The 26,046-nt window shown below is 63.3% G+C and carries 21 protein-coding genes and 1 pseudogene; 5 read left to right on the top strand and 17 right to left on the bottom strand.

All coding sequences use genetic code 11. The features are described 5' to 3' along the window. Positions 1-67: 67 nt before the first annotated feature. Complete coding sequence (locus tag P9292_RS07960) at positions 68-1,273, top strand: MFS transporter (protein ID WP_250468365.1); 1,206 nt, start codon at positions 68-70, stop codon at positions 1,271-1,273. Between the two features lie 73 nt (positions 1,274-1,346). Here the strand turns inward: P9292_RS07960 and P9292_RS07955 are convergent, their stop codons facing one another. Further along, entirely contained in the window at positions 1,347-2,756 is a 1,410-nt protein-coding gene (locus tag P9292_RS07955) for a DEAD/DEAH box helicase (RefSeq protein WP_309958510.1), read from the bottom strand. A 163-nt stretch (positions 2,757-2,919) separates the two neighbouring features. Next, positions 2,920-3,168 (bottom strand): annotated as a pseudogene (locus P9292_RS07950) (NAD-binding protein); the annotation flags it as partial. Between the two features lie 449 nt (positions 3,169-3,617). Here P9292_RS07950 and dacB point away from each other — a divergent pair. Beyond that, on the top strand, positions 3,618-5,285 hold the full coding sequence (gene dacB / locus P9292_RS07945) for a D-alanyl-D-alanine carboxypeptidase/D-alanyl-D-alanine-endopeptidase (RefSeq protein ID WP_309958509.1): 1,668 nt from the start codon (positions 3,618-3,620) through the stop codon (positions 5,283-5,285). Between the two features lie 65 nt (positions 5,286-5,350). Here the strand turns inward: dacB and P9292_RS07940 are convergent, their stop codons facing one another. Genes P9292_RS07940 through P9292_RS07930 form a run of 3 tightly spaced genes read right to left on the bottom strand, consistent with a single transcriptional unit; the run spans position 5,351 to position 8,991 of the window. Further along, positions 5,351-6,454, bottom strand: coding sequence for a porin (locus tag P9292_RS07940; protein ID WP_309958508.1), 1,104 nt, complete (start codon positions 6,452-6,454; stop codon positions 5,351-5,353). Between the two features lie 54 nt (positions 6,455-6,508). After that, positions 6,509-7,837: a uracil-xanthine permease family protein gene (locus tag P9292_RS07935; protein ID WP_309958507.1), complete on the bottom strand. Its 1,329-nt coding sequence runs from the start codon at positions 7,835-7,837 to the stop codon at positions 6,509-6,511. 38 nt (positions 7,838-7,875) lie between these two features. Beyond that, complete coding sequence (locus P9292_RS07930) at positions 7,876-8,991, bottom strand: aryl-sulfate sulfotransferase (protein WP_309958506.1); 1,116 nt, start codon at positions 8,989-8,991, stop codon at positions 7,876-7,878. A 103-nt stretch (positions 8,992-9,094) separates the two neighbouring features. Between P9292_RS07930 and P9292_RS07925 the strand changes: the two genes are divergently transcribed. Continuing rightward, a complete protein-coding gene (locus tag P9292_RS07925; RefSeq protein ID WP_309958505.1) occupies positions 9,095-10,048 on the top strand; it encodes a LysR family transcriptional regulator in 954 nt (317 codons plus the stop codon). 10 nt (positions 10,049-10,058) lie between these two features. On the opposite strand, the gene P9292_RS07920 is transcribed toward P9292_RS07925, so the two are convergent. The 12 genes from P9292_RS07920 to P9292_RS07865 form a co-directional block, all read right to left on the bottom strand. Beyond that, the gene (locus P9292_RS07920; RefSeq protein ID WP_309958504.1) at positions 10,059-10,511 is read right to left on the bottom strand and encodes an RpiB/LacA/LacB family sugar-phosphate isomerase; all 453 of its coding nucleotides are present in this window, start codon (positions 10,509-10,511) and stop codon (positions 10,059-10,061) included. A gap of 43 nt (positions 10,512-10,554) precedes the next feature. Beyond that, on the bottom strand, positions 10,555-11,316 hold the full coding sequence (locus P9292_RS07915; RefSeq protein ID WP_309958503.1) for a triose-phosphate isomerase: 762 nt from the start codon (positions 11,314-11,316) through the stop codon (positions 10,555-10,557). 98 nt (positions 11,317-11,414) lie between these two features. Further along, complete coding sequence (locus P9292_RS07910; RefSeq protein WP_244830431.1) at positions 11,415-12,368, bottom strand: D-ribose ABC transporter substrate-binding protein; 954 nt, start codon at positions 12,366-12,368, stop codon at positions 11,415-11,417. Between the two features lie 69 nt (positions 12,369-12,437). After that, complete coding sequence (locus P9292_RS07905) at positions 12,438-13,532, bottom strand: ABC transporter permease (protein ID WP_244830432.1); 1,095 nt, start codon at positions 13,530-13,532, stop codon at positions 12,438-12,440. A 27-nt stretch (positions 13,533-13,559) separates the two neighbouring features. Then, the gene (locus P9292_RS07900) at positions 13,560-15,116 is read right to left on the bottom strand and encodes a sugar ABC transporter ATP-binding protein (protein WP_309958502.1); all 1,557 of its coding nucleotides are present in this window, start codon (positions 15,114-15,116) and stop codon (positions 13,560-13,562) included. After that, the gene (locus P9292_RS07895) at positions 15,113-15,769 is read right to left on the bottom strand and encodes a DUF2291 family protein (protein WP_250468268.1); all 657 of its coding nucleotides are present in this window, start codon (positions 15,767-15,769) and stop codon (positions 15,113-15,115) included. The genes P9292_RS07900 and P9292_RS07895 overlap by 4 nt, the downstream gene beginning before the upstream one ends. A 27-nt stretch (positions 15,770-15,796) precedes the next feature. Next, a complete protein-coding gene (dhaL, locus tag P9292_RS07890) occupies positions 15,797-16,450 on the bottom strand; it encodes a dihydroxyacetone kinase subunit DhaL (RefSeq protein ID WP_309958501.1) in 654 nt (217 codons plus the stop codon). After that, the gene (locus tag P9292_RS07885) at positions 16,447-17,469 is read right to left on the bottom strand and encodes a dihydroxyacetone kinase subunit DhaK (protein WP_244830439.1); all 1,023 of its coding nucleotides are present in this window, start codon (positions 17,467-17,469) and stop codon (positions 16,447-16,449) included. Before P9292_RS07885 ends, dhaL begins: the two co-directional genes overlap by 4 nt. A 10-nt stretch (positions 17,470-17,479) precedes the next feature. After that, complete coding sequence (locus tag P9292_RS07880; RefSeq protein WP_250527797.1) at positions 17,480-18,412, bottom strand: sugar phosphate isomerase/epimerase; 933 nt, start codon at positions 18,410-18,412, stop codon at positions 17,480-17,482. A 15-nt stretch (positions 18,413-18,427) separates the two neighbouring features. Then, positions 18,428-19,936 carry a glycerol-3-phosphate dehydrogenase gene (locus P9292_RS07875; RefSeq protein ID WP_244830443.1) on the bottom strand — a complete coding sequence of 503 codons (1,509 nt, stop codon included), beginning with the start codon at positions 19,934-19,936 and terminating at the stop codon, positions 18,428-18,430. A 21-nt stretch (positions 19,937-19,957) separates the two neighbouring features. After that, on the bottom strand, positions 19,958-21,562 hold the full coding sequence (locus P9292_RS07870; RefSeq protein WP_309958500.1) for an FGGY-family carbohydrate kinase: 1,605 nt from the start codon (positions 21,560-21,562) through the stop codon (positions 19,958-19,960). Further along, positions 21,562-22,539, bottom strand: coding sequence for a sugar-binding transcriptional regulator (locus P9292_RS07865; protein WP_244830446.1), 978 nt, complete (start codon positions 22,537-22,539; stop codon positions 21,562-21,564). The genes P9292_RS07870 and P9292_RS07865 overlap by 1 nt, the downstream gene beginning before the upstream one ends. Positions 22,540-22,859: 320 nt before the next feature. On the opposite strand from P9292_RS07865, the gene P9292_RS07860 reads away from it, so the two are divergent. Then, positions 22,860-24,236 (top strand): FGGY-family carbohydrate kinase, encoded by a 1,377-nt coding sequence (locus tag P9292_RS07860; RefSeq protein WP_309958499.1) that lies wholly within the window; start codon positions 22,860-22,862, stop codon positions 24,234-24,236. Positions 24,237-24,251: 15 nt separating this feature from the next. Beyond that, positions 24,252-25,979, top strand: a complete 1,728-nt coding sequence (locus tag P9292_RS07855; RefSeq protein ID WP_309958498.1) for a glycerol-3-phosphate dehydrogenase/oxidase — start codon at positions 24,252-24,254, stop codon at positions 25,977-25,979. Positions 25,980-26,046: the final 67 nt, after the last annotated feature.

Here is a 26,046-nt window from a genome sequence, read left to right as displayed (position 1 = left end):
CGACATCACGCAAGATGCATCGGCGTCGGCACGGCCGGCGTCTTACGGCAGCTCGCCACAAAGCGCCATGGACAAATCGATATTCGGACCGCCGCACGTGCGCGCGCTCGTCGCATCGATTTCCGGCTACGCCATGGACGGCTTCGACCTGCTGATCCTCGGCTTCATGCTGAGCCTCATCTCGGCGGACCTCGGACTCAGCTCCGCGCAAGCGGGCTCGCTCGTTACGTGGACGCTCGTCGGCGGCGTCGCGGGTGGCATCGGCTTCGGGATACTCAGCGATTATCTCGGCCGCGTGCGCGTGCTCACTTACACCATTCTGCTCTTTGCGCTGTTCACCGGTCTGTGCGCTTTCGCGACCGGATACCACGACCTGCTAGCGTATCGCTTCGTGGCGGGCCTGGGACTTGGCGGCGAGTTCGGTATCGGCATGGCGCTCGCCATCGAGGCGTGGCCCGCCGAAAAGCGCGGACGCGTCTCCTCGTATGTCGGCATGGGCTGGCAGATCGGCGTGCTGATCGCCGCGCTGCTGACGCCGGTATTGTTACCGCATATCGGGTGGCGCGGCATGTTTCTCGTGGGACTCGCGCCCGCCGTGTTGTCGTTCGTCATCCGCAAGGCGATTGGCGAACCGAAGATCTTCATCGAGAAAGCAATCAGGAGACGGCACGAATTTCCCCTCAAGACGCTGTTTCGCGATCGGGAAACGCGACGCCGCAGCATCGGCATGATCGTCATGTGTTCGGTGCAGAACTTTGGCTACTACGGTCTCATCATCTGGATGCCGGGCTATCTGACGAAGGCGTTCGGCTTCACGCTCGCCAAGTCGGCGACATGGACGGCGGCGTCGATTCTCGGCATGCTGGTCGGCATCTGGATCTTCGGGCAGCTCGCGGACAGAATCGGCAGGAAGCCTACCTTCGTGATCTATCAGTTGGGCGCGCTCGTCATGGTGTTCGTCTACTCGCGCATGACGACGCCCGAGGCGCTACTGATTGGCGGCATGGTGGTCGGCGTGTTCGTGAACGGCATGATGGGCGGCTATGGCGCGCTCATGGCCGAGTTGTATCCGACTCATGCACGCGGCACGGCGCAGAATGTGCTGTGGAGCATCGGCCGCGCGGTCGGCGGGTTCGGACCGCTCGCGATCGGCGCGGTGGCGAGCTATTACTCGTTCGGCACGGCCATCGCGGCGCTAGCCTGTATCTATATCGTCGATGTCGTCGCGACTGTCGTGCTGATTCCGGAGTTGAAGGGCGTGGAGTTGGAGTGAGCGGACGTGACAGGCGGAAAACGCTGGCCGGCGGTCCGGATGCATTGCGAGACCGATCACACCCCGACGAGGGCTAGCGTTTGCCACGCCCGCCAGCCGGCTTACCTGCAACCGCGGCTGGCTTGTTGCCGGATTTACTACGCGGCTTCTTCACGCTAAACGGATTGACGCCAGACAATCCTGTGTCTTGTTGTGCCACAGGCTTGCGCTTGTTTTCACCATCCTGCGGGCGCGACTTCTTGCCGGGCACCGGCGCCGCGCCCGGCGTAACCTGCGGCACTTTCGGCTTTTTGGGCTTTTTAGGTTTTTTGACGATCTCGCCCGTCGCGCTGGTTTGCGGCACGCGATGCTCGGCTTCGAAACCTGGTTCTTCCCGGCGTACCAGCGTTTGCCGGATCAGCGCTTCGATCGCGGCAAGTTGCGGCGCTTCATCGGCACATACGAGCGACACCGCCACGCCGCTCGCGCCCGCGCGGCCGGTGCGGCCAATGCGGTGCACATAGTCTTGCGCCACGATCGGCAGATCGACGTTGATGACCAAAGGCAGGTCGTCGATATCCAGTCCGCGCGCAGCCACATCGGTGGCGACCAGCATATGGGCTTCGCCGGTCTTGAAGCGTTCGAGTGCACGCAAACGCGCGGGTTGCGGCTTGTCGCCGTGGATGGTGTCGACCGAATAACCTGCTTCATCCAGCATGGCCGCCAGATAGTCGACGCCATTACGGGTCTTGACGAACACCAGCGCGTGCTCCCACTTGTTCTCGGCCACGAGATGCATGAAGAGTTCAGGCTTGTTCCTCTTATCCACCGTCACCACCCACTGCTTGATATTGCTGGCCGTGGCATTGGGCGGACTGACGCTGATGTTGACCGGGTCGCGCAGAATGCTCGCGGCCATGGCGCGGATTTCATCGGAGAACGTGGCGGAGAACAGCAGCGTCTGGCGCTTTGCGGGCAAGGCAGCGAACACGGCGTTGAGTTCGCGTGCGAAGCCCAGATCGAGCATGCGGTCGGCTTCATCCAGCACTAGGGTCTGTACTCGATCGAACTGCACCGCATTTTGGCTATTCAGATCCAGCAAACGGCCCGGTGTGGCAACCAGCACATCGACGCCTTTGCGCAAGGCCATCATCTGCGGGTTGATGCTCACGCCGCCATACGCGGCCAGGAATCGCAGGTCGAGGCCTTCGCCGTAATCGATAAAGCTTTGCAGCACTTGTTCAGCCAGTTCGCGCGTGGGCACGAGAACCAGAACGCGCGCGCGATTGCTCGACACGGCCGGCCCGTGTTGCACCAGCCGTTGCAGCAGCGGCAGCGCAAAACCCGCGGTCTTGCCCGTGCCGGTCTGCGCGGCGGCCATGACGTCCTGGCCACCGAGCACAGCAGGAATCGCCTTGACCTGCACCGGCGTGGGTGTCTGGTAATTGAGCTTCTGCAGGTTGCGCAGCAACGGATCGATCAGGCCAAGCGAGGCAAAAGACATGCAGGTATTCCGGGCTAAAACCGCAATTTTAGCGGTTACGGCGCTCGTTGCATGCGCTGAGCCATATCGACAGCGAGCAGCGTCGGCAGTCTCTTACAGGACGTCGACGGAATCCAACGGTAAGGAGCGCTCATGCAGCAGGAAGCGCCTTGAGTGACGCCCTTCACTTCTCGGTGCGTGGTTTCTCGATGGTGACTTTCGCCATGGCCGACCAGTCTCGCTCGCCCAATCCCGCCGCGACGGTTTCAGTCATCCGTTCATAGACGGCGGCAAGCATCGGCAACGCGGCGCCCAGTTCTTGCGCGGCTTCAGACGCGAGTCGCAGATCCTTCAGTCCGAGCGATGCCTTGAACCCCGGTTCGTAGTGTCCATCCGCGATATTCGCCGAATAGACTTGATACGACCGGCTGCCGAACGACGTATTTAGATCGTGAGATTTGCCGCTGCCGGCGTTAGGGCGCTCGTCGCGACAAGTCCGGACGCTGTGCCGAAACTCGCTGCGAAACCGTCAGCGGCGAAGCGTTCGAAGCGCGTGGAGCAGTCGGGTTCAGCATGACGGGAGCCTGGCGGAATGATCATGCAAGGTGTCGGGGCACGTGCAACGCCTGACCGCGACGCGAACGTGTTGGCCACCCGGTCGTTTCCATTCCCACAGAACATTCCGACAGCCGCGTCTCTGTTCGTCATCGCACAGTTCGTGTATGGGAGTACGTAGTCAGTCCCGCCTTCCTAACTTATATTTGCATCGGCACCGCAAAAAACGTCCCCGCCCTGATCACCCGCGACCGATGTACGGTCAAATGCTTCCTCCAAGCGGCGACTCTCAACGCATTGCGCTACAACCAAAAAGGATACGACGCAATGATGTCTTTCCGCTCGGCAATCAAGCCTTTGATGGAACCGACCCTCACGCGCTGCATGGCGCTGGCGTCCGCCGTGTTGCTGGCATCGTGCGGCGGCTCGGACCATACCGATACCACGGTGCCCGACACCATCATGCAGGTGATGAAAAAGCCTGCGTACAGCGGCGCGACGTGGACCATGCAGGTCGTCGATCTGGATTCCGGACATGTCATCTACGATCTCGACTCGGGCTCACAGGTGTTCATCGCGTCCGTGCGTAAGCTCTTCTCCACAGCCAATGCGCTCGACGTCATCGGTGCGCAGCATCGACTGGTGACGCCGGTCTACAAGCAAGGCACCGTCGATGCAAACGGCACGCTCACCGGCAATCTCGTACTCGTCGCGAGCGGCGATCTCACCATGGGCGGTCGCGCGAATCCGGACGGGACGATCGCGCTCACCGCGTTCGATCACAACGAAGCCAATAGTGTCGGCAACGCGCAACTGACCACGCCCGATCCGCTCGCCGGTTACAACGCGCTGGCCGCGCAGGTCGCCGCCTCGGGCATCAAGACGGTCAATGGCGATGTGGTGATCGACGATCGTCTGTTCGACGCGTTCGACTTCCGCGATGAATTCAACGTGACGCCGATCCTGGTCAACGACGATCTCGTGGATGTCGCCTTCAGCGCAAGCGCGCAAGGTGCGCTGCTGCCGTTCGTGTACCGGCCCCAGTCGGCGGCGTTCACGGTGCAATCGACGCTCACCACGGGCGCGCCGACGTCGGACTTTGCCGTCGTGCTCAATCAGGCATTCCCGGATGAGCCGCTCGACTGTATCGGCCAGGCTACCTGTGTCGGCGAAGTGAGCGGCACGGTGCCGGCGGGGGTTCCGCCCGCGCTGACCGGCGCGTATCCGCTGGTGCAGACGTTTCGCATCACCGATCCCTCCACGTATGCGCGCACGGTGCTGATCGAAGCGCTCGCACGCGCGGGCGTGACCGTGACGGCCGCGCCCGTCAAGGCGAATCCGGTTGCATCCTTGCCGCCTCAAGGTTCTTATTCGAGCGCGCAACGCATCGCCCAACTCACCGCCGCTCCGTATGCGCAGGATCTGCGTTTCGTGAACAAGGTGAGCTACAACATCGGCGCGGACATTACGCTGATGCAATACGGACTGGCGAAGAACGGCTCGCGCACCATGGCCACGGCGCTTACGACCGAACAAGGCGAACTGTCTTCGACCTTCGGCATTTCGCCGGACCAGTATCACTTCATCGACGGCAGCGGCGGCGGCGATACCACCGCGAACGCGAAGGCTGTCATCACGCTGCTGCGCGCCATGCGGCTCAAGCCCGACTATGCGACATACGTCGATACTTTGCCGGTACTCGGCGTCGATGGCTCGCTCACGACCGTCACCGGCTTCGAGGCCGATCCGACGCTAGCCGGTGCCAAGGGTCGTGTCTACGCCAAGACCGGCACGTATGGCGGTTTGAGCAACACCACACCGCCCGTGCCGCTTCTCAAGTCACAGGCGCTTGCGGGGTATATCGATGCAAAGAGCGGCCGGCGGCTTGCCTTCTTCCTGACCGTGAATAACGTGCCGTTCGTGGGTCTGGAAACCATCCTCGATGCTTTCCAGGACGAAGGCGAGATCGCGGCGCAAATCTGGAAACTGCAATGATGCGGCGCAAGCCGTGGGTCGCTGACTTCGTCGGCGGCCTCACGCTGCCGAAAGATCGATCATTGTCAGAACAGATGATGAATCCCGGCGAGACACACCACCTGCTTCCCACCCGAAGCCGCCCCGATGCCAAGCGTATTGGCCACCGCGCCGCCGCCCGCCGTTTCGAACATCACATCGGCATAAAGCTGGGTTGTCTTCGATAGCGAATACACATTGGCCGCTGTGAATTGCGTCCAGCGACGCGCGCCGAGCGTCGCCGTCCATGCGCCCACGCCGATTTCCTCCGCGGGTGTCACGCGCAGATTCGCACCGCCGTCGATGCTGCGAAAATGTTCGCTGCCGCCCTTGGACGCGATGCGCATATCGGTTGCGAGCGCATGCAGCGTGACGCGCTCGAACCGGTACGAGCCACCAATACCCATCTCCCGCACCTGGCTCGCATTGAACGTGGCGCCGGGCGCGAGCGTCTGGCCTTCGAACGAAGTCAGCCCAAGCCCGCTTGATAGCGGCAGCAGCCGGTCGCGGTACTCCGAATACACCGCCACCAGTTTGAGCGGACCGTTGGCATAGTTCCCACCGAAACTGATCGTCCGCCCGTTGGTATTGCTGGCCGACGCGCCCGGAAATCCATAAAGCGCGCCGACGCTCAGGCCGCGATATGCAGCGCTCTTCCACTTGACCGTGCTCGATAACTGCACGGGAAGCGTGCTGCCGAGACCATCGAGATTGCCTGGATGAAACGCGGAAAAATCACCGAGCAACTGCGCTGTCGAAACCGAGCCGAGCCAGTCGAAGTTCCAGTCGGTCTGACGCCCGAGCGTGACCGTGCCGAGCGTCGCGTCGGACATTCCGACATAGGCTTGTCGATTGAAGAACGTCGTGCTGCTGGCGGATGCACCCGTCGTCGTGACAAAACCGCTTTCGAGCCTGAACAGCACCGAGCGCCCCGCGCCGATGTCCTCGACCCCCTGAAAGCCGAAACGGTCCGCCTGCAAGGTCCCTTGCTGCGCGATATAAGCCGACGAGCCGCGCAAATTGCTCACGTATCCAATACCCGAATCGATGCTGCCGTATAACGTGACGCTGCTTTGCGCAAATGCCAGCGGCGAAACGACGAGCGTGGTCAAACCCGCGACGAGTGTCGCGCGATGAATTTTTGTTGTCATGCTGTCTGGGAGGAGCGTTAGAAGGAGAACTGCCTGAGCTCGAAAGTCCGGAAATCAGGTTGACTGAACCTTCTCCACCGGCGCGAGACGCCACGCGCCGAATATGAGATTGACGATGATCGCCGTCAGCGTGCCCGCCGCCATGCCGTTACCCATCACGATCTGCAGCGAGCCGGGAAGCGCTGCATAGACGTTGGGCACGAGTATCGGTAGCAGACCCATGACGAGCGCCGCAGCCAGCGTGTACTGATTGCCGCGCGCGTGCAGATCGACCTTGCCGAGCAGGTTGATCCCCATCACCCCGATCATCGCGAAGACGATCAGCGCGGTGCCGCCGACCACGGGCGCCGGAATCGCGTAGGCAAGGCGTCCGAGCGGCACGAACAGCGCGATGAGCATCAGCATCACGCCCGCCGTCGCGGTGACGTAGCGAGACCGCACACGCGTGGTCTGCACGACGCCGATATTCTCCGCGCTCGTGATGATGAGCGACGTGCCGAGCAACGAGCCGATCAGCGACGCGAGCGCATCGCCGCGAATCGTGCGCGGTACGTCGCGGCGAACGTCGATCTTCCTGCCCGTGATCTCGCCGACGGCAACCGTCTGTCCAGTGGCTTCGGCCATCGAAATGACACTGAAGATCAGCATGGGAAGCGCGGCCAGCACGTCGAAGCGCGGCATGCCGAAGGGCAATAGCATCGGCCACGTGAAGAGTGGGCCGCTCCAGAGGCCGCTTAGGGACATCGAACCCATTGCCCAGGCGGCGAACGTGCCGATGACAAGACCCAGCAGCACCGCGAGCCTGCCCAGCGTGCCCTTGAAGAGACGCGCGACCGCGAGCGTGGCCACGATGGTCAGCAGCGCAAGTCCGAGCGCCTCGGGCCGCGCAAAGCCCGGCGTCCCCGGCTGCCCGACGACGATTCCGGCGTAAATCCGGGTGAGACTGACCGAGACGAGCAGCAGCATGGCGCCCACGACCACGCGCGGAAAGAAGCGCAGACAGCGCGCGAATACCGGCAGCACGATCCAGTAGAAGAGACTGGTGAGGATCGCCGCGCCCGCCGCGGTACGCAGATCCGTTTGCATCGCGATGACGGCGAAGAGCATCGCGGGCGCGCCGCCCGGCACCATCACGAATGGCAGCCGCGCGCCCACCGGCCCCGCGCCGAGCGACTGTAAGATCGTGCCGGCGCCGCACACGAAGAACGTCGCGCCGATCAGATGCACGGTCATCTCGGCTGGCAGCGACAACATGCGCGACATCAGAAAGACCGCCGTAACGGGCGATGCGGCCATGGACAGCACATGTTGCAGACCGAACAGCGCGAGTTGCCATGCGGGCAAACGCGCGTCGACATCATGCGTGGCGGATTCAGCTTTCACGAGACCCCCATGGTTTCGAAGCGCGCGGCGCACGGCGCTCAAGCAGGCAACCATGGCAATTGCTCGCGGCGGTAGCGGAAGGTTTGAAAGACGCTGTTCAATTGCCCCGGACCTGTCTTGCGGGCCGCTTCGTCCGGGTATTCGGCGAACCACGGAATCACGTATTCCCATACCACTTCGCCTGCGGGCGTGACTTCGAAAAGACGCCCCGTCGCCGATTCGGTGATATGCGTGTTGCCGTTCGCGAGCCGCTGCGCGTTGCCCATGAACGCGCTGTAGAACATGTTGACCATGTCGTCGGCGTAAGACCATACGATTTCGTGCGTCGACGGATCGATCTCCAGCACACGCGAGAACGCCACGTGCTCGCCCGCGCGAAAGTTGCCGTTGTCGAACGTGAGGATGTTGCCGTTGGCGAGCGCGACCGGCGCATGCTGATGCGAAATCACGTCCGGTGGGATATGCATGGTCACGTGGCCCGTTCGACGGTCGACCGCGATAATGCCCGACGTGGTGCGTAAGCTCATCAGCACCTCGCCTTGCGCATTCACACCGAGCCCGTTCACGAGCGGCCAGTGATAACGGCCGAAGCCCGGCGCGATAGGAAAGTCTTTCGGATCGAGATGCTCAGAGGCTTTCCATTCCCACACGAGTTCGCCCGCGCGATTCACTTCGCGGATCACGTCCGCGAACATGGGCTCGTCCGGACCATGCGCCGTGCCGCCCGGCACGCGATCGGCGAAACCCGCGGGCACCGGCGCGCACGCGGCGTACAGCAGGTTTCCGTTCGGCAGCCACTGCGCGTCGTGATGATGCGCCGGGTCCTGGTACCGCCACACTACCTCGCCCTCCGGCGATACTTCGTAGAAATCGCCGCCGTGCCACATCGACCAAGGCGCATATCGATCTTCCGAATCCGCATGATTGCCGTTGTAACCGAGATTGCCGTTCGGGAGAATCACCGCATGACGGCCGGGGCGCACCGGCATCTGCCATTCATGCACGACTTCGCCGCGCATATCGACGAGAAACACGCGCCCGCCTGCCGTTTGCGGCGCGATCAGTGTATAGCCGCCAGCGGACAGGTTCGGGTCGTGCGCTATGAGCCCGACGCCACGGCGACGCTGGGTGATTTGATCGACGGTGGTAGTCACGGTTTGCTCCGTTAAGATGATGGAGCAAAATTTAGGCTATTCCACGCGTCAGTAAAACCTGATTGTTTTAAACGGGTCGTCAGAAAAATCCATACGGTAAGCCATGCGTCCAATATCACAGACCTTCCGTTGCTTCGACGAAGTCGTCAGGCGCGGTTCCATCCGCAAGGCGGCCGAATCGCTGCATCTGACCGCGGCTGCGGTGCATCAGCAGATCCTCAATCTGGAAGAACAAGTCGGCTCGCCGCTCTTCGACCGCTTGCCGCGCGGCATGCAGCTCACCACGGCGGGCGAGATCATCATCGCGGCCGTGCGGCGCGGTCAGCGCGATTTCGACAACGCGATGACTCAGGTCGAGGACTTGCGCTCGCTGCGGCGCGGACACGTCAATCTGGCCGTGTCGCCTTCGTCGGCGGAGTATCTGGTGCCCGGCGCGATTCAGGCCGCGATGACGCGCTATCCGGGCGTCACCTACAGCGTGCGTTCGGGTAACGGCGAAAACATCTTGAAGTGGGTGGAGACCGGTGAGGCCGACATTGGCTACGGCCTGCGTCGCAAGCCGCCGCCCGGCGTCGTGGAAGTGCGCGCATATGTGCAGCACCTCGGCGTGGTCACGCCACCGGGACATCCGCTCACGAAACTCCAGCGACGTCCGCGACTACGCGACTGCCTTGGCTATCCGCTCATCCTGATGTCGCCGGATACCGAATTGCGCGCAATGGTCGATCAAATCGATCACCGCGACCGGCGCAATGCGCGACCGCTCGTCGAAACCAGTTCGGTCGCCATGGTGCGCCGGCTGGTGGCGGATGGCATCGGCATCGGCTTTCTGATTGCGGAGAATGTCGCGGAAGACGTCGCCGGGGGCAAGCTCGCATGGACGCCGCTCGCCGATGCGGGCGCGCAATCGTCCAGTTGCCTGTATCAACGCTCCGATCTGACGACCACGGTCGCGATGGGCATGTTCCTGCAATTTCTCGGACAGGCTATCGAGCAAAACGAGGACCGCTTTCACACGTCGACGCGCCCCGTGCGCAAGCGCGGCGCACGGGTCTAGCGAGCACTACCTAGCGATGATACTTGTCGTCGAGCTCGTTGATCGCCTTCACATTGCCCGCGCTGCGTCCATTCTCGTCGAAGGTATTGGCGAGAAACGAATCGGCGATGGTCTTCGCGACTTCAGGTCCGATCACGCGCGAGCCCATCGTGATGATCTGCGCGTTGTTGGAAAGCGCCGCGCGTTCCGCCGAATAAGTATCGTGGCACAGCGCGGCGCGAATGCCCGGCACCTTGTTCGCCGAGATGCTCACACCGATGCCCGTCCCGCACACGAGAATCGCGCGATCGTATTCGCCGCTCATCACACCAGAGGCCACGCGGTCCGAGAGATTGGCGTAAAACTCGTTCGGGCTCGCCTCATTGTGCGACACCTCGAATACCTCGAAGCGGTCCTTCAAATAATCCGCCAGCACGCGTGCAAGTCCCACTCCGGCGCTGTCTCCACCAATTGCTAGCTTCATGAGTATCTCCGTTGATTGTTCGATGCAGGTGGCGCATGCCAAGTCAAAGCACCGCGCCGACGCGTTTGAAAATATCCAGATAGCCGCTCACGTTCCACGCCGAACGGCCGATGAAAAGCCCATCGATGTGCGGGCACGCGGCCAGTTCCGCGCAGTTGCCCGGATTGACGGAGCCGCCGTACAAACAGGGAATACTTCGCCCGAGCGTTTCCTCCGCCACTTTGCTGATCTCGGCTTGACGCGCATCCGCATATTCGGGACTAGCCGGAATGCCGCTCTCGCCGATAGCCCATACAGGCTCGTACGCGAGCAGAATCGGCGCCGTTCGTTGTTCAGGAGAAAGACGCGCCAACGCGCCGCGCACCTCGGTGGCCAACACGTCCGCAGCGCGCCCGCTCTCTTTGTCGGCGAGCGTTTCGCCAATGCAGATCAGCGGCGTCAATCCGTGACGCACGGCGGCCTCGACCTTGCGTCCGACGGTGTCGTCGGTTTCACCGAAGTGCTCGCGCCGTTCGGAATGGCCGAGTTCGACGAGATCCATGCCGCAATCGACCAGCATCGGCGGGGAAATCTCGCCGGTCCACGCGCCCTCTTCGGCCCAATGCATGTTTTGCGCGCCGACCTTGACATTGGTCTCGGCGAGAATCGACTTCACTTCGCGAATCGCGGTGAACGGCGGAATCACGAAGCACTGGATTCGCGGGTCGTCAGGGCTCGCGAGCAAACCCTCGGCGAAAGCGATCGCTTGCGCCAGGGTCTTGTTCATCTTCCAGCTCGTGCCGACCCAGAACGGGGTATCAGACATGGTTAGGTTGTCGGACAGTGTGTCTTGCAAATGAGGCCGCGTCATGCGCCGGACGTGCCTCATGCCCGCCCGGCGCGCGGATGAAAACGCCTGCTAGGTCACTTCGAAAGCACGAACGGCGCGGTGTATTTCGACACGTTCGCCTTCGTGATCAGCACGCAGTCGAACAACTGCTTTTCGCTGGCGGCGCCCGTCTTGCCGGTCTTCAGGAACTGATCGGCTTCCTGCACGGCCTTGGCGGAAAACTCCGCGACCGGTTGCAGCACGGTGTACTGCAACTCACCCGCTTTCACTGCCTCGACCGCGGCCGGCGAGCCATCGAAACCACCGACTTTTACGTTCTTCAGCTTGCCCGATTGCTTGAGCGCCGCAATCGCGCCGAGCGCCATTTCATCGTTGCCGCTGATCACGCCGATCACATCCGGGTGCGCCTGCAGCAGGCTCTGCGTCGCATTGAAGCCTTGCGTACGATCCCAGTTGGCCACTTGCGAGCCGACCATCTTCAGATCCGGATACTGGGAGAGCACCGACTTGTAGCCGTTGGAACGCGTCGCGGCGTTGTTGTCCGAAGGCGAGCCGAGCAATTCGACATAGTTGCCCTTCGACCCGACATCCTTCGTCCATTGCTGAGCACCGAGCGCCGCGCCTTGCGCGTTGTTCGACACGAGCTGCGCCTTCGCGAGCCCCGGCTGGTTGATTTCCGCGTTGACGAGGAACACCGGAATGTTCGCGGCAATCGCCTTCTTCACGGCGCCGACGGAGCCGCTCGCATTGGCCGGATCGAGAATGATCGCAACCGACTTGTTGGTGATGGCCGTGTCGATCTGCTGGCTTTCGGTGTTCGTGTCGCCTTTCGACGCCGACACGTTCGCGCTATAGCCCAGCTTCTTGGCTTCCGCCGCCGCGATGTTGCCTTCGGCGAGCCAGTACGGATTGGCGGGATCGTTGACGATAATGCTGATCAGCCCGCCCGCCGCCTGAGCCTGGCTCGCAAACAAGGGCGCAGCCACGGCGAGGGCCGCAAGGATCAAGGTCTTTCTCTTCATAGTCATGGCGTGTCTCTTTCTTGGGTTGGTGTTGGCGCAGGACTTCGATATTCTTCTCGCGTGCCGGAGGTCGGGCTATGCCTTGCCGCCGCCTTGCGGAGAAGCCAGTGGGCCGCCGGTCGGCGTCGGACGCTTGACCTTGCGGCGATATTGAATGGCGTTGAGCAACACCGCGAGCACGATGACCGCGCCGGTGAATACCGTTTGCCAGTAAGACGAGATGCCGATGATCACGAGCCCGTCGGACAGAAAGCCGATCACGAACGCGCCGAGCAACGTGCCGCGAATGTTGCCGGTGCCGCCCATCAGCGATGCCCCGCCGATCACGACCGCCGCGATGGCCGTCAGTTCGTAGGTCGTGCCAGCGGTCGGCCCGGCGGACGTGAGCTGCGACGAAAGAATCAGTCCCGCGATAGCCGCGCACATTCCCGACAGCATGTACACGCTGATCAGCACGCGCTTCACGGGCACGCCCGACAATTCCGCCGCGCGGTCGTTGCCGCCGGACGCATAGAGCCAGCGCCCGAAGGCCGAGCGATTGAGCGCGATACTGCCGAGAATCGCGATGATCGCGAGAATCAGCACGCCCACCGGCACGTTGAACAAGCGGTCGAAGCCCAGGTAGTCGAAACCGGTATTGCCCAGGTCCGCCTGACCGCCCAGGTTGTTGTACGTGAGGCCATTGGTCATGAGGAGGGCGAAACCGCGCACCACGTACATCACGCCGAGCGTGGCGACGAAAGCCGGCACCTTGAAGCGCGCAATGAGAATGCCGTTCACGAGCCCGATGAACGCGCCGAGCGCGCAGCACAGCACCACCACGACCCAGACCGACGGGTACATGACGACCCCGAACATGTTGAGCGTCACGCCTTGCATGAAAAATCCCGCGACGACGCCCGACAGCCCGAGCGTCGAACCCACCGACAAATCAATGCCGCCGTTGATGATCACGAGCAGCATGCCGATCGCGAGAATCCCGTAGATAGCCACGTGTGAGGCCATCGTAAGGAAGTTTTCTACTGCGAAATAATTCGGCGAGAGAAACGAAAAGATGATGATGATGGCGATCAGCGCGAAGAACGCGCGTCCTTCGAGCAGCACTTTGCCGAGGTCGAACCCTTCGCCGGACGATCCGGAGCGAGTCGATGTTTTGGCGGCGTCGTTCATGTTCAATGTCTCCAGGCATGTTCTGATTCAGGCGACCACGGCTTCGCCGGAGGCGGCCATGATGTCGTCCTTGTTGGCGTCGGGGCCGAATTCCGCGGAAATCTTTCCGCGCCGCATGACGATGATGCGATGCGCAACGCTCAGGCATTCGCCCACTTCCGACGTCGAATACACGACGGCCAAACCCTTCTTCGCGTTCTCGGCGAGCAGACGAAAGACTTCCGACTTCGCACCGATGTCGATGCCGCGACTGGGTTCGTCGAGCAGAATGACGCGCGGTACGGTTGCCAGCATCTTGCCGATCACCACCTTCTGCTGATTTCCGCCCGACAGCGAACGGATCGAAGCGCCCGGGCCCGAGGTCTTCACGTGCACGTTGCGGATCGACTGGCCGACGAGTTCACGCTCGACCGGCGGCGACATCAAGATGCCCTTCACGAAAGAGCGGATGCTCGCGAGCGACAAGTTCGAGCCGACGCTCATCGTCGGCACTAGGCCGTCGCGCTGACGATCTTCCGGCACCAGCACGAGCCCACGGCCAATGCGCTGCGCAATACTCAGCCCCGCCATGCTCTCGCCTTCGAGCCGAATGGTTCCGCCCGTCACCGGCAGCCGCGTGCGTCCCGCGACCGCTTCGAGCAGTTCCGTGCGGCCCGCGCCCATCAGTCCGTAGATGCAGACGATCTCTCCCGCGCGCACCTTGAGCGACAGACGATCGACCACGGACACGCCTGAGCCGGATTCATCGGCGATGCTGACATCGTCGATATCGAGCGCGACTTCGCCGAACTCGTAGCCGGTCGGCGGCGAGCCGAGGTCGAAGTTCTCGCCCACCATGTTGCGCACGATCCATCCGAGGTCGATGTCCTTGCGCTCCGCCGTCGCGGTGATGCGGCCATCGCGCAGCACCACGGCATAGTCCGTGACCTGCAATGCTTCTTCCAGATGATGCGAGATGTAGACGATCGATACGCCCCGGCTCGTCAAGTCGCGAATCACCTTGAACAGCACCTCCACTTCGGATGCGCTCAGCGCCGAAGTCGGTTCGTCCATGATCAGAATGCGCGAATCGACCGACAACGCCCGCGCGATCTCGACGACCTGCTGCTGACCGAGGCGCAGATCGCGCACCAGCGTCATGGGGTCGACGTCTTCTTCGAGTTCCTCCATCAGCGCGCGCGTCTGCCGCGCCTCCTCGGCGAAGTTGACGCCGGTCGGCGTGCGCAGCTCGCGGCCCATGAAGACGTTGTCGCGCACGCTCAGGTTCGGCGCGAGACTCAGTTCCTGATGAATGATCGAGATGCCGTGATTGCGCGCATCCGTCGATGACGTGAACGCCACGCGTTCGCCATCCAGCTCGATTTCTCCGGAGGTCGGCTTTTCCACGCCGGAGAGGATTTTCATGAGCGTCGACTTGCCCGCGCCGTTTTCGCCGAAGAGCGTCGTGACCTTGCCGCGATGAATCTCGAAGTTCACGCCCTTGAGCGCATGCACGCCGCCATACGACTTGACGACATCGCGCGCGGACAGCAGCACGCCATCCTTCGCCGCGCCCTGTTCGTTGGTTGGATCGATGGTGCTCATTTCGCGTCCAGCTTCACAGGAGTGACGAGCCAGCCATTCGGATTGATCAGCTGGAACACGCCGACGACATCGACTGTCTTGCCCGTCAGCTTGGCGGTATCGACCTTCGACAGAACCTGTTTCTTCATCTCCGTGTTGATGGCGTAACCGGCGTTCTGGTAGTCGATCTGATTCGTGAACTGGCCGAAGCTGATGTCGCCCGTGGCATCGCGCAAGTCGGTGCCGTTGATCGCCGGTCCCGTCTGCACGCGTATGACGAGCGAATCGGGCAGGCCCGGCACCTTGACTTCGTACACGCCGGAGTCTTCCTTGCCCGCGACACCCGAGAACTTCACCGACATTTCAGGACCGATGCCGCCGCCCGCGATGCCGTATTGCTTGCCCGCCGCGTCCTGATCCTTGGCGATGGCGGCGGCCAGCGTCGCCGCATCGACGGCGCGCTTTTCTATCGCGGCCTGCGTCTTCGGAAACTGCTTCTTGCCGTAGGCTTCCGGCTCGAATTCCTTGGTCTGCGTATCGGCGCCGGAACCGATCTTCACGATTTTGGTACTCATGGCCATCGCGATCAGCAAAATGGCCAGCAACACGATGCCGATCACAACGCGCATGCCGCGCTTGCCCTGATGCTTGATCGACGGAGTCATTGCGCTCATTGGCTCACCTCGCGGCTGTCCATTCGTTCAGTGCGTGTCATGTCTTCCCCAGTTTTCTGCAATCACGTTGATGACCATCGCGGCGGAGGCCGCGCCCGGATCGATGTGACCGATGCTGCGTTCACCGAGGCGCGCCGATCTTCCCTTGGTCGCCACCATCGCCTTCGTGGATTCCGCGCCCGCGTTCGCCGCTTCGCGAACGCGCGTCAGGATGTCGCTCACGGACAAGCCGTCCGCCATGCCTTGTTCGGCTGCCGAGGCGGCAGGCGCCCACGCATCGACCATGGTTTTTTCGCCGACTTCCGCCTTGCCGCGCGACCGGATGCCTTCGGCCATCGCGACGATCAACCCCGGCGCGTCGTTCAGCGGCAATGCCTGACGCGCACCCGCCGCCTTCGCCGCGCGCATGAACGCCGTTGCGTAAAGCGGCCCCGACGATGCGCCGACCGCGTTTAGAAAACCCTTGGCCGCGGCGTTCCACTGATCCGCGAACGTGCAGTCGGACGGCAACGCGTCGATGGCCCTGGACGCGGCAGAAAAGCCCTGTTCCATCGCGATGCCGTGGTCCGCGTCGCCGATCACGCCGTCGAGCCGGCACAGTTCGTCGCGCGCCGCCGCGATGGTGCTCGCGAGTTCGCGGAACAATTGCGCGTTGTCGGCGGTGGAAAACGCGGACATCATGCGGCCCTCTGCTGAAACATCGCGCACTCGCACGGATGATCGATGAGGCGCTGCAATTCATCGTCGAGATGCATGACGGTGATCGACGCGCCCGCCATTTCCAGCGATGTGCACAGCGGCCCCACGAGCGTGCGATGCACGACGAGTCCCGCCTCCTGCAAGCGCTGCGAAACGCGCCGGTTGAGAATGTAAAGCTCCATGAGCGGCGTCGAGCCGAGCGAATTCACGAGTACCGCCACGCGGTCGCCCTTGGCCGCGCCCATCTCGGCGAGGATCGCATCCATGATTTCGTCGGTGATGTCGTCGGCCGTGCGCAAGGCTTCCCGGCGCATGCCCGGTTCGCCGTGAATGCCCATGCCGATTTCCATGTCGCCGGCGGCAATCTCGAAGTTCGGTTGACGCGTCTGCGGCAGCGAGCAAGGCGCGAGCGCCACGCCGAGCGTGTACGTGCGCGCATTGGCATGGCGCGCGACGCGCTCCACTTCGCCGAGCGGCATCATCAGGTCCGCCGCGGCGCCCGCTGCCTTGAAGATGAACACGTTGCCCGCCACGCCGCGCCGCGTCTCGCGCTTGTCGCGCGGCGCGGAGGCGATGTCGTCGGTGGTCAGCACGGTGCGCGCCTCGACGCCGTCGAGTTCGAGCAGTTCGGTCGCCATGTCGAAGTTCATGACATCGCCCGCGTAATTGCCGTACATGAACAGCACGCCCGCGTTGCCATGCGCGGCGAGCGCGGCATCGACGGCCGGTTGCGGCGGCGGCGAAGCGAAGACGTTGCCGATCACGGCGGCATCGGCGAGACCGCGGCCAACGAAGCCCAGAAACGTCGGCTCGTGTCCCGATCCTCCGCCGATGATCAACGCCACCTTGCCCTCACGCGGCCCGTTGCGCGCGATGATCGCCCGGGGCGCGCTGTCGCTGCGCGTCAGCAGATCGCCGTGCGCGGCCATGACGCCCTCGAGCATCTCGTCGACGGCGGCGTCGCCATCGTTGATCAGCTTTTGTGTCATCGTGCCTGGCATGTCTGACTCCTCAGATGTTGAGATCGGCGATGCCGGTGTCGAAATGCGGCGCCCAGAATGCCACCGATTCGGCAATCTGCGCGACGACCTGCCGATCCGTGGGCTCGCGTTCCTTGAACGAGAGTTCCAGGCAAATTTCGTTGTCGCGCCCGCCGCCCGCGTGCAGCGCCTCGATGAGCGGTTCTGGCTGAATGCGGCCGCGCGCGTTGTACTCCGCGGTGAACGGGCGATGCCCGCCCTTGTCCATCAACGACTGCTTGATATGGATGATCGGCGACACGCGCGGCACGGCGCGCGCCCACGCATAGGGATCGAAGTCGTCGGGGTTGGAACTGGTGACGTCGCCGTGGTCGATGTCGGCCATCATCCACATGGGAATGGCCATGTTCGCGGCGCTCAGGCGGTCTTGCAGCGCCATGCACGCGGCGATGGTCTCGCCGAATTCGCGGGCAATGGACATCGGTTCCCAGAACACGTATTTCAAGCCGGCCGCTTTGGCATGCTCGGCGACTTCGGCCCAGCAATCGATCGCGGTTTGAAGCAGCGCGTCGCGCCGTTGCGGATCGTCGAAATCCCTGTAAGTGAAGATCGCGAACTGCGTGCCGATGGAGTCGCCGCCCAGATCGGCGGTGATATCCGCAAAGGACTTGAACCAGTCGATGTAGTAGCGGCGCACGTCTGCATCCGGATGACCGAAGTGATTCAGACGGCCATACGGCCCGGTCATGCCCGAGGTGATCCGCACGCCGGTGCGCGTCATCGCCGCGCGCATCTCGCGCGTGAGCCGCCGCGTGGTTGCCGCCGGCCACGACGGATTGATGAACTCGTGCGTCAACTGCACGTCGCGGATTTTCATGTCGTGCGCGATGGTGTCGATCAGGTCGCCCGGTTCGGCGAAGCGGTTCACCAGCGGATTCGTGTTCAGTGCAAGCGTGAATGCCATGTTCGTCTCGTGTCTTTAAGCGGATTTACGCACGAGGCCGTCGAGCCAGGCTTCGAACGCGGACTTCTGCGCGGCGCTCATGTGCAAGCCGTGCTTGGTGCGCCGCGTGAGCATGTCGTCCGCCGACTCGGCCCATTCGTGCGACATCAGGTAGCGCGCTTCCGCTTCGTGGAAGTTCGGTCCGAACTGCTGGCCGAGACCGGCGAGCGAGGTCGCGCCGTCGATCACCTGCGAGGTCAGCGTGCCGTAGGTTTGCGTGTAATAGCGCAGCAGATTGCGCGGCAGCCACTCGTAGCGGCTTTGCAGACTCGCCATGAAGCGCGGCACGTCGGCGCCTTCCATGTCGCCGCCCGGCAGCGTCGCCGATGAAGTCCAGTCGGGGCCCATCTTCGGGAAGGTCGGCTGCAGCTTTTGCAGCGCATGTTCGGCGAGCTTGCGAAACGTCGTGATCTTGCCGCCGAAGACATTCAGCAAGGGCGCGCCGCCGCTGGCGTCGAGATCGAACACGTAGTCGCGCGTGACCGCCGACGGATTGCCCTTGCCGTCGTCGTAGAGAGGACGCACGCCCGAGAACGTCTGCACGATGTCTTGCTTGCGTAACGGATGCTTGAAGTAGCGGTTCACCGCCGTCAGCAGATAGTCGATTTCCTCGTTCGATATCTGCACGGTTTCCGGCGCGCCGTCCCACGGCACATCGGTCGTGCCGATGAGCGCCTTGTCGCCCTCATAGGCGTTGATGAAGATCACGCGCTTGTCGTGGTTCTGCACGAGATACGAGTGCGGACCGTCCCAGAACTTCGGCGTAACGATATGACTGCCCTTCACGAGCCGCACCTTGCGCGTCGACTTCGCGCCCGCGCGCCCGATGACATCCGATACCCACGGTCCCGCCGCATTGACGAGCGCGCGTGCGTTCACGACGCGCGTCGATCCCGTTCGCGTGTCGCGCAGTTCGACGCGCCACGCATTGCCCTCGCGCCGCGCGCCGATGCATGCGGTGCGCGTGAGCACTTCGGCGCCGCGCTTGGCGGCATCGACGGCACTCAGCACGACGAGACGCGCGTCGTCGACCCAGCAATCGGAATACTCGAAGCCACGCCGGTACTCGTCCTTGATCGGCGCGCCTTCCGGATTGCGCCACAAGTCGAGCGAACGCGTGCCCGGCAGCTTCTTGCGGCCGCCCAGATGGTCGTACATGAAGAGGCCCGTGCGCACGAGCCATGCGGGACGATCACCCGGACTATGCGGCAGCACGAAGCGCAGCGGCCAGATGATATGCGGCGCGGCATTGAGCAGCACTTCGCGCTCGATCAGCGCCTCGCGCACGAGCCGGAATTCGTAGTATTCGAGGTAACGCAGCCCGCCATGCACGAGCTTGCCGGAACGCGACGACGTGCCCTGTGCGAGATCGTCCTTTTCGCACAGAATCACCGACAGTCCGCGGCCCGCCGCATCGCGCGCAATACCCGCGCCGTTGATGCCGCCGCCGATGACACACAGGTCCACCCTATCCTTCTCGCTCATCTCAGCGTTCCATGTTCGACGTTAGTTGAGGCCCGCGGCTAGCGCGTTCGGCCGATGCCGCGATTTCAGCAACCGCGCCGTTTCATCCCAGGTCGGTACGAGCGCCTCGCGCGCCTTCCGATACGCGGGAAAAAGCTGCGCATACAACTGCGTCAGTTCCGCATCGGGCGCTTCCACTTGTCCGAGCAGCGGCGTCACCCATTGCGCGATGCACGTGTTCATGTCGGGATACACACCGAGCGCGACCGCCGCCATCATCGCCGCGCCCGCCGCGCCCGCTTCCTCGCGCAGCGAGATACGCACCGGCGCGCCGACCACCGCGCCGAGCACGCCGCGCAACGCGCGCGAACGCGTCGCGCCGCCGGTGAGGCGCAGTTCATCGGGCATTGGAATGCCCATCGACGTATAGCAATCGCGCGCGGCCATGCCGAGCCCTTCGACCACCGCGCGAAACAGATCCGGGTAGCGGCTCTCGCTCGTGAGTCCGATGAAATCCGCGCGCGCGTTCGGGTCCACGAAAGGACCGCGCTCGCCGGCATCGGAGATATAGGGGTGATACAGAAGCGCGCCGGGACGTCCCGACTGCAGCCATCCGTCGATACACTTCATCCGGTCGCCGTGCGAAAGGCTCGTGCCGAACTGCGCGAGCAGATCGCACGCGAGATTCAACACCCAGTCCACGTTCAGCGTCGCCGCCATGTTGGACTGCACTTGCGCCGACATGCCCGGCACCGGCAACGCGATCACGTAACCCGTGCCTTCCGCGTTCAGATGGATGTCGGCGTTGTGCATCGCGCGCATGTGCATGCCCGTGGAGCCGACGATCGAGCAACTCGCGCCCGTCGCGCCTTCCGTGTGAATGCCCGCGCCGAGCGCCGTCAGCACGATATCGACGAAGCCCAGACACACGGGCGTGCCTTCGAGCAGGCCAGTCGCGGCGGCGGCGTCTGACGTCAGCGGATGCATGATCTCCGTGCCGTCGATGATTTCCGGCAACAGGTCGCGCCACGCGGTGAGGCCGAGCGCTTCGATCACCGTGTCGTCGTATTGGCGCGTGCGAAAGTCGCCGTAGGTGAAGCTCGCCTCGGACGGATCGGTGGCGCGCACACCGGTGAGATTGAGATACAGCCAGTCCTTGCAATGCAGTGCCACTTCGGTGCGTTCGAGCACTTCGGGCGTCGTCGCGGCCATGTGCGCGATCTGCGCGCCCTGACTGCACGCGGCGAGTCCCGTGCCGGTCGCCTGGAACCGCGCGCGGCTCGCCGGTCCTTCCTGCAACAGCCGCACCGTGTTCGCGGCGCGCGCGTCGAGCCATAGCCATGCGTCGCTCGCCGGCTTGTTGCCTGCGCCGACGAGCCATGTGCCGTCGCCTTGACCCGTCACCGCCAGCGCGCGCGTGCGTTGCGCGAGACGTTCGATCTTCGCGCCCAGATCCCGCAAGGTCTTCGCGCAGTCGCCCCAAGTTTGATCGAGCGATTGAGTCGCCGCGCCATCGGGGCTCGTGGTGTAGCGGTTCGGCACCGAGGCGACGGCAATCTGCCGTCCCGTCAGGTCGAAGGCCACGGCCTTGATGACCGAGGTCCCCGCGTCGATGCCGATGAGAAGGTCGCGTGCGTTCTCGCTCATCACGCCGCCTCCGTCGCGACAGGTTCCATCTTCAGCGCCAGCGCCGAGGCTTCGTCGGTGATCAATCCGCTCAGAAGGCCGCTATTGAGCACCGCGCGAATCGCCGCGATCTTCGACGCGCCGCCCGCAATCGCGATGATGCGCCGGCCCTTGAGGTCGTCGAGTTCGGGCGCGACCGTGCGCGCCGCCAGCGATGTTTCGACGGATTGGCCGGTATCGCTGAAAAAATGTCCGAGCAATTCGCCTTGACCGCCCTTGTCGCGCACCTCCTGAATTTCGTCGGGCTCGATCATTTGCGATGCGACGAGTTGCGCGTCCGCATTCACCGATCCGATACCGACGACCATCAGATCCGCATGCGCCGCCATGTCGAACACTTCGCGCACGCCACGCTGCGCCAGCAACACTTCGCGATCCTCGGCCTTGTTGGCGAAAAACGGCAGCGGCAGCACATACGACACCGCGCCCGTTTGCTCGGCGAGCCGGTGAATCACGTCATACGGATTTGCCGTGTATTTGCGCGTGACGCCGCCAAGCAAGGACACGAAGCGCACCGTGCCCGCGTCCAGGCGCGGAATGTTCTCCACGACGGCCGCGAGCGTTCGCCCGTGTCCTATACCGATCACGCCGCCTTGCCGCGTCGCGATCTCGCGCTGCATGAAGTGCGCGCCAGCGACGCCAAGGGCGCGCAGCGGCAGATCGCCTTCGTTCAGATCGGGGACCACTTCGCAATAGCTAAGACCGAAGCGCTGCGCGAGCTCCGCTTCGAGCACGACGCATTCGGCGACATCGCCGTCGATGGTGAACTTGACCGCGCCGCTCTGATTCGCTCGCATGATCAGCCGATGCGCCTTGACACTGCTCACGCCGAGACGAGCCGCGACGTCGGCCTGCGTCTGACCGGCGGCGTAGTGCAGCCACGCCGCGCGAATCGCAAGACTGTCCTCGGCGTCACGCCTGTCGGCGGATTTCGTCATGTTGTCTCCGTGCGCACGTTGAAGTGATATTTTTTATACGTGCTGAAATTTTTTTCACTGTAAGCACAATAGGCAACCCGATCCTCGATTACCATCCGCTATAACCCTAGATAAGCATCGCGCAGTCCGAAGGCGGAATGTCGGCTTGACGCGATGCAACAAAAAATTCGGAGACACGATGGAGACGTATCTGCTCGGCGTCGACAGCGGTTCGACAGCCACGAAAGCGGTTGTTTTCGACACGGCCGGGCGCACCGTCGCGGTGGGCAGCCAGGCGCGTCGAACAGCGGCAGCCGCGTGCGCGCCATGTCGAACGGGACATGCGAGAAACCTGGGATGCGGCCCGTGGCGCCATTCGCGATGCGTTGAGCGAGATCGCGCCTGGTTCCATTGCGGCCGTCGGCGTAACCGGACACGGCGACGGGCTCTATCTCGTAGATCGCGCGGGCGCGCCGCTCGGCGCCGGCATTCTCTCGCTCGACAGCCGCGCCTTCGACGTCCGGCAACGCTGGCGCGAGGAAGGCGTGCTGGAACGGGCGCTGTCATTGACCGGACAGCAGCCTTATCCGTACGCCGCCGTCAGCCTGCTGAAATGGATTCAGCTCAACGAGCCAGCGCGCTTCGCGCGGATCGGCCATGTCCTGTTTTGCAAGGACTGGCTGCGGCTCTGTCTCACGGGCGTCCCCGCCACCGATCCAACCGAAGCCAGTTCGTCCTTCACCGATGTCAACACGCAGCAGTACAGCGCCGAGGTCATGGCGCTCTACGGCCTGGGGACTATCGGCCAGGCGCTCGCACCCATCGTCGCGTCCACGGCGCAGGCCGGCCGCGTGACGGCGCTTGCCGCATCGCAAACCGGCTTGAAGGAAGGCACGCCCGTCGCAACCGGGCTGCACGACGTCACGTCGAGCGCCCTCGGCATGGGCAACGCCGAACCGGGCGTGTTGTCGGTGACGGCGGGAACGTTCAGCATCAACGAAATACTGTCGGATCGGCCGCAACTCGATCCGCGCTGGTCGTGCCGTAACGGCACACGGCCCGGCCAGTGGATGAACATGTCGATTTCGCCCGCTTCGTCGAGTAATGTCGATTGGGCTTTGCGCGAACTCTTTCAGCACGAAACGCAGGAAGCGGCGCGGCGCGGATGCTCGCTGTTCGATCTCATCGGCGACGAAGTGCAGGCGGTGTCGGCCGAACCGAGTTCGGTCATGTTTCATCCCTTCCTGTTCGGTTCTCCGTTCGAGCAGCCGGCGAGCGCGTCTTTCTTCGGCTTGCGCTCGTGGCACCGGCGCGCGCATCTGGCGCGTGCGGTACTCGAAGGCATGGTGTTCAATCACCGCTGGCACATCGAAGCGTTGACGAGCGCTTTTCCGGCGCATCGTGCGGGGTTGACGGGCGGTGGATCGTCGAGTCCGTTGCTTGCTCAGTCGTTCGCGGATGTGCTTGGCATCGCTATCGACATACCCGAAAGTCAGGAGGCGAGCGCGCTCGGCGCGGCGCTTTGCGCAGGCGTCAGCGTGGGCGTTTTCGATTCGCTTGCCGATGCCGTGGCGCGCGCCTGCCGCGTTGCGCGCACGCATGCGCCGGACCCGCAACGCCACGCGAAGCTCGACGACGCGTACGCGCTCTGGTCGCAACTCATCGCCGCAGTTCAGCCCTTGTGGCCCGCGCTCGACCGCGCGGCCACCTCGCATTGAAGCCGGAGAATCTCGATGACAGAACGAAACCGCAATTTCTTTCTCGACCGGTTGAAGCAGAGCCCGAAGATCGGCGTGTTGATCGTGGGCGGCGGCATCAACGGCGCGGGTGTGTTTCGCGATTTATCGCTGCAAGGCGTCGACTGCCTGTTGATCGACAAGACCGACTTTGCCGCCGGTGCGAGTAGCGCGCCATCGCGGCTCATACACGGCGGCGTGAAGTATCTGGAGACGGGCGAGTTTCGCCTCGTCGCCGAGTCGACGTTGGAGCGCAACCTGTTGCTGAAGAACGCGCCGCATTACGTGCTGCCGCTCGAAACCGTGCTGCCGATTCACTCGTACTTCGGCGGCATGGTGGCGTCCGCCCGACGCTTCTTCGGCATGAAGGCCAAGCTTGCGGATCGCGGCGCGATCATCTCGAAGATCGGCCTTGCCATGTACGACTTCTTGGGACGGCACGACCGCACGATGCCGCGTCATCATCTCGCGACGCGAGCGCAATCGCTTGAAGACCTGCCGCTGCTCGATCCGGCAATCAAGGCGACCGCCACGTATTACGACGCCAAGGTGACGCAAGCCGAACGCCTGAATTTCGAGCTCGTCGCGGACGGGCTTGCCGCGTGCAAGCAATCGGCGGCGGCCAATTACACGAGCGTGGAGCGCGTCGAGGGCGGCGTCGTGTGGTTGCGCGACCTCGTAACGGACGAGCTCGTCGCGGTGCGGCCCGAGGTCGTCGTTAACGCGGGCGGGGCGTGGATCGATAGCGTGAATGCTTCGCTCGGCATAAAAAGCAAGTACATCGGCGGGACGAAGGGTTCGCATCTGATCGTCGATCACCCCGAGCTCCATGCGCAACTGCGCGGCCGCATGGTGTACTACGGCTCGAAGGACGGGCGCATCTCGCTCATCTATCCCTTCATGGACAAGCTGCTGATCGGCTCGACCGATATCCGCACAAGCGAGCCCGACGCCGTGCGCTGCGAGGACGATGAAGTCGCCTACATGCTCGGCGCGCTGCGGGAAGTTTTTCCACGCGTGGTGTTGAACGAAGCGAACATTGCGTTCCGATACAGCGGCGTGCGCCCGCTGCCCTATTCCAATGCCGCCGATCCCGGCGATGTAAGCCGCGATCACGCGATGCATGTGGATCGTCTTGCCGGCACGCAAGTCCCGGTTTTATCGCTCGTCGGCGGCAAGTGGACGACGTTTCGCGGATTCGCCGAAACGGTCACCGACGACACGCTCGTACGCCTCGGACGCTCACGCGCGGTCCGCACGCGTCACACCGCGATCGGCGGAGGCCGCGATTTTCCGCGCGATGCGTATGCACGGGCCGAATGGATCGGCAATGTCGTTCGACAGTATGGGGTGTCGGCCGAGCGTGCCGACGGCTTGCTCACGCGCTATGGCACGACTGCTTCGGCAGTCGCGGCGTTTTGCGCGGGCGCACCGGATCGGCCCTTTGGCAGCGCATCGGACTTTACGGTGCGCGAGATCGAGTACCTGTGCGCGCATGACATGGTCACGCGTCTTGCGGACCTATTCTTCCGTCGCACGACGATCGCGATCTCCGGACATCTGACGAACGCGCTGTTGCTCGAAGGCGCGGAGATCGCGGCACAGGTGCTGGGTTGGGACGAACTTCGCAAGCAGAAGGAAATCGATACGACGCGTCAAGCGGCTCGCGAGCGGCATGGCATTGCGCTGCCCAGAGTCGAACTCGCGCGACAGACTATCGATTGATGCGGAGCCTCCCGGTTATCGCATTGCGGACTAAGGTTAGCTCGATCAATCTGTTCCGCCCGCATGG

The organism is Caballeronia sp. LZ001 (assembly GCF_031450875.1).
Lineage (GTDB): Bacteria > Pseudomonadota > Gammaproteobacteria > Burkholderiales > Burkholderiaceae > Caballeronia.
This window is presented reverse-complemented; position numbering and strand designations above follow the sequence as displayed.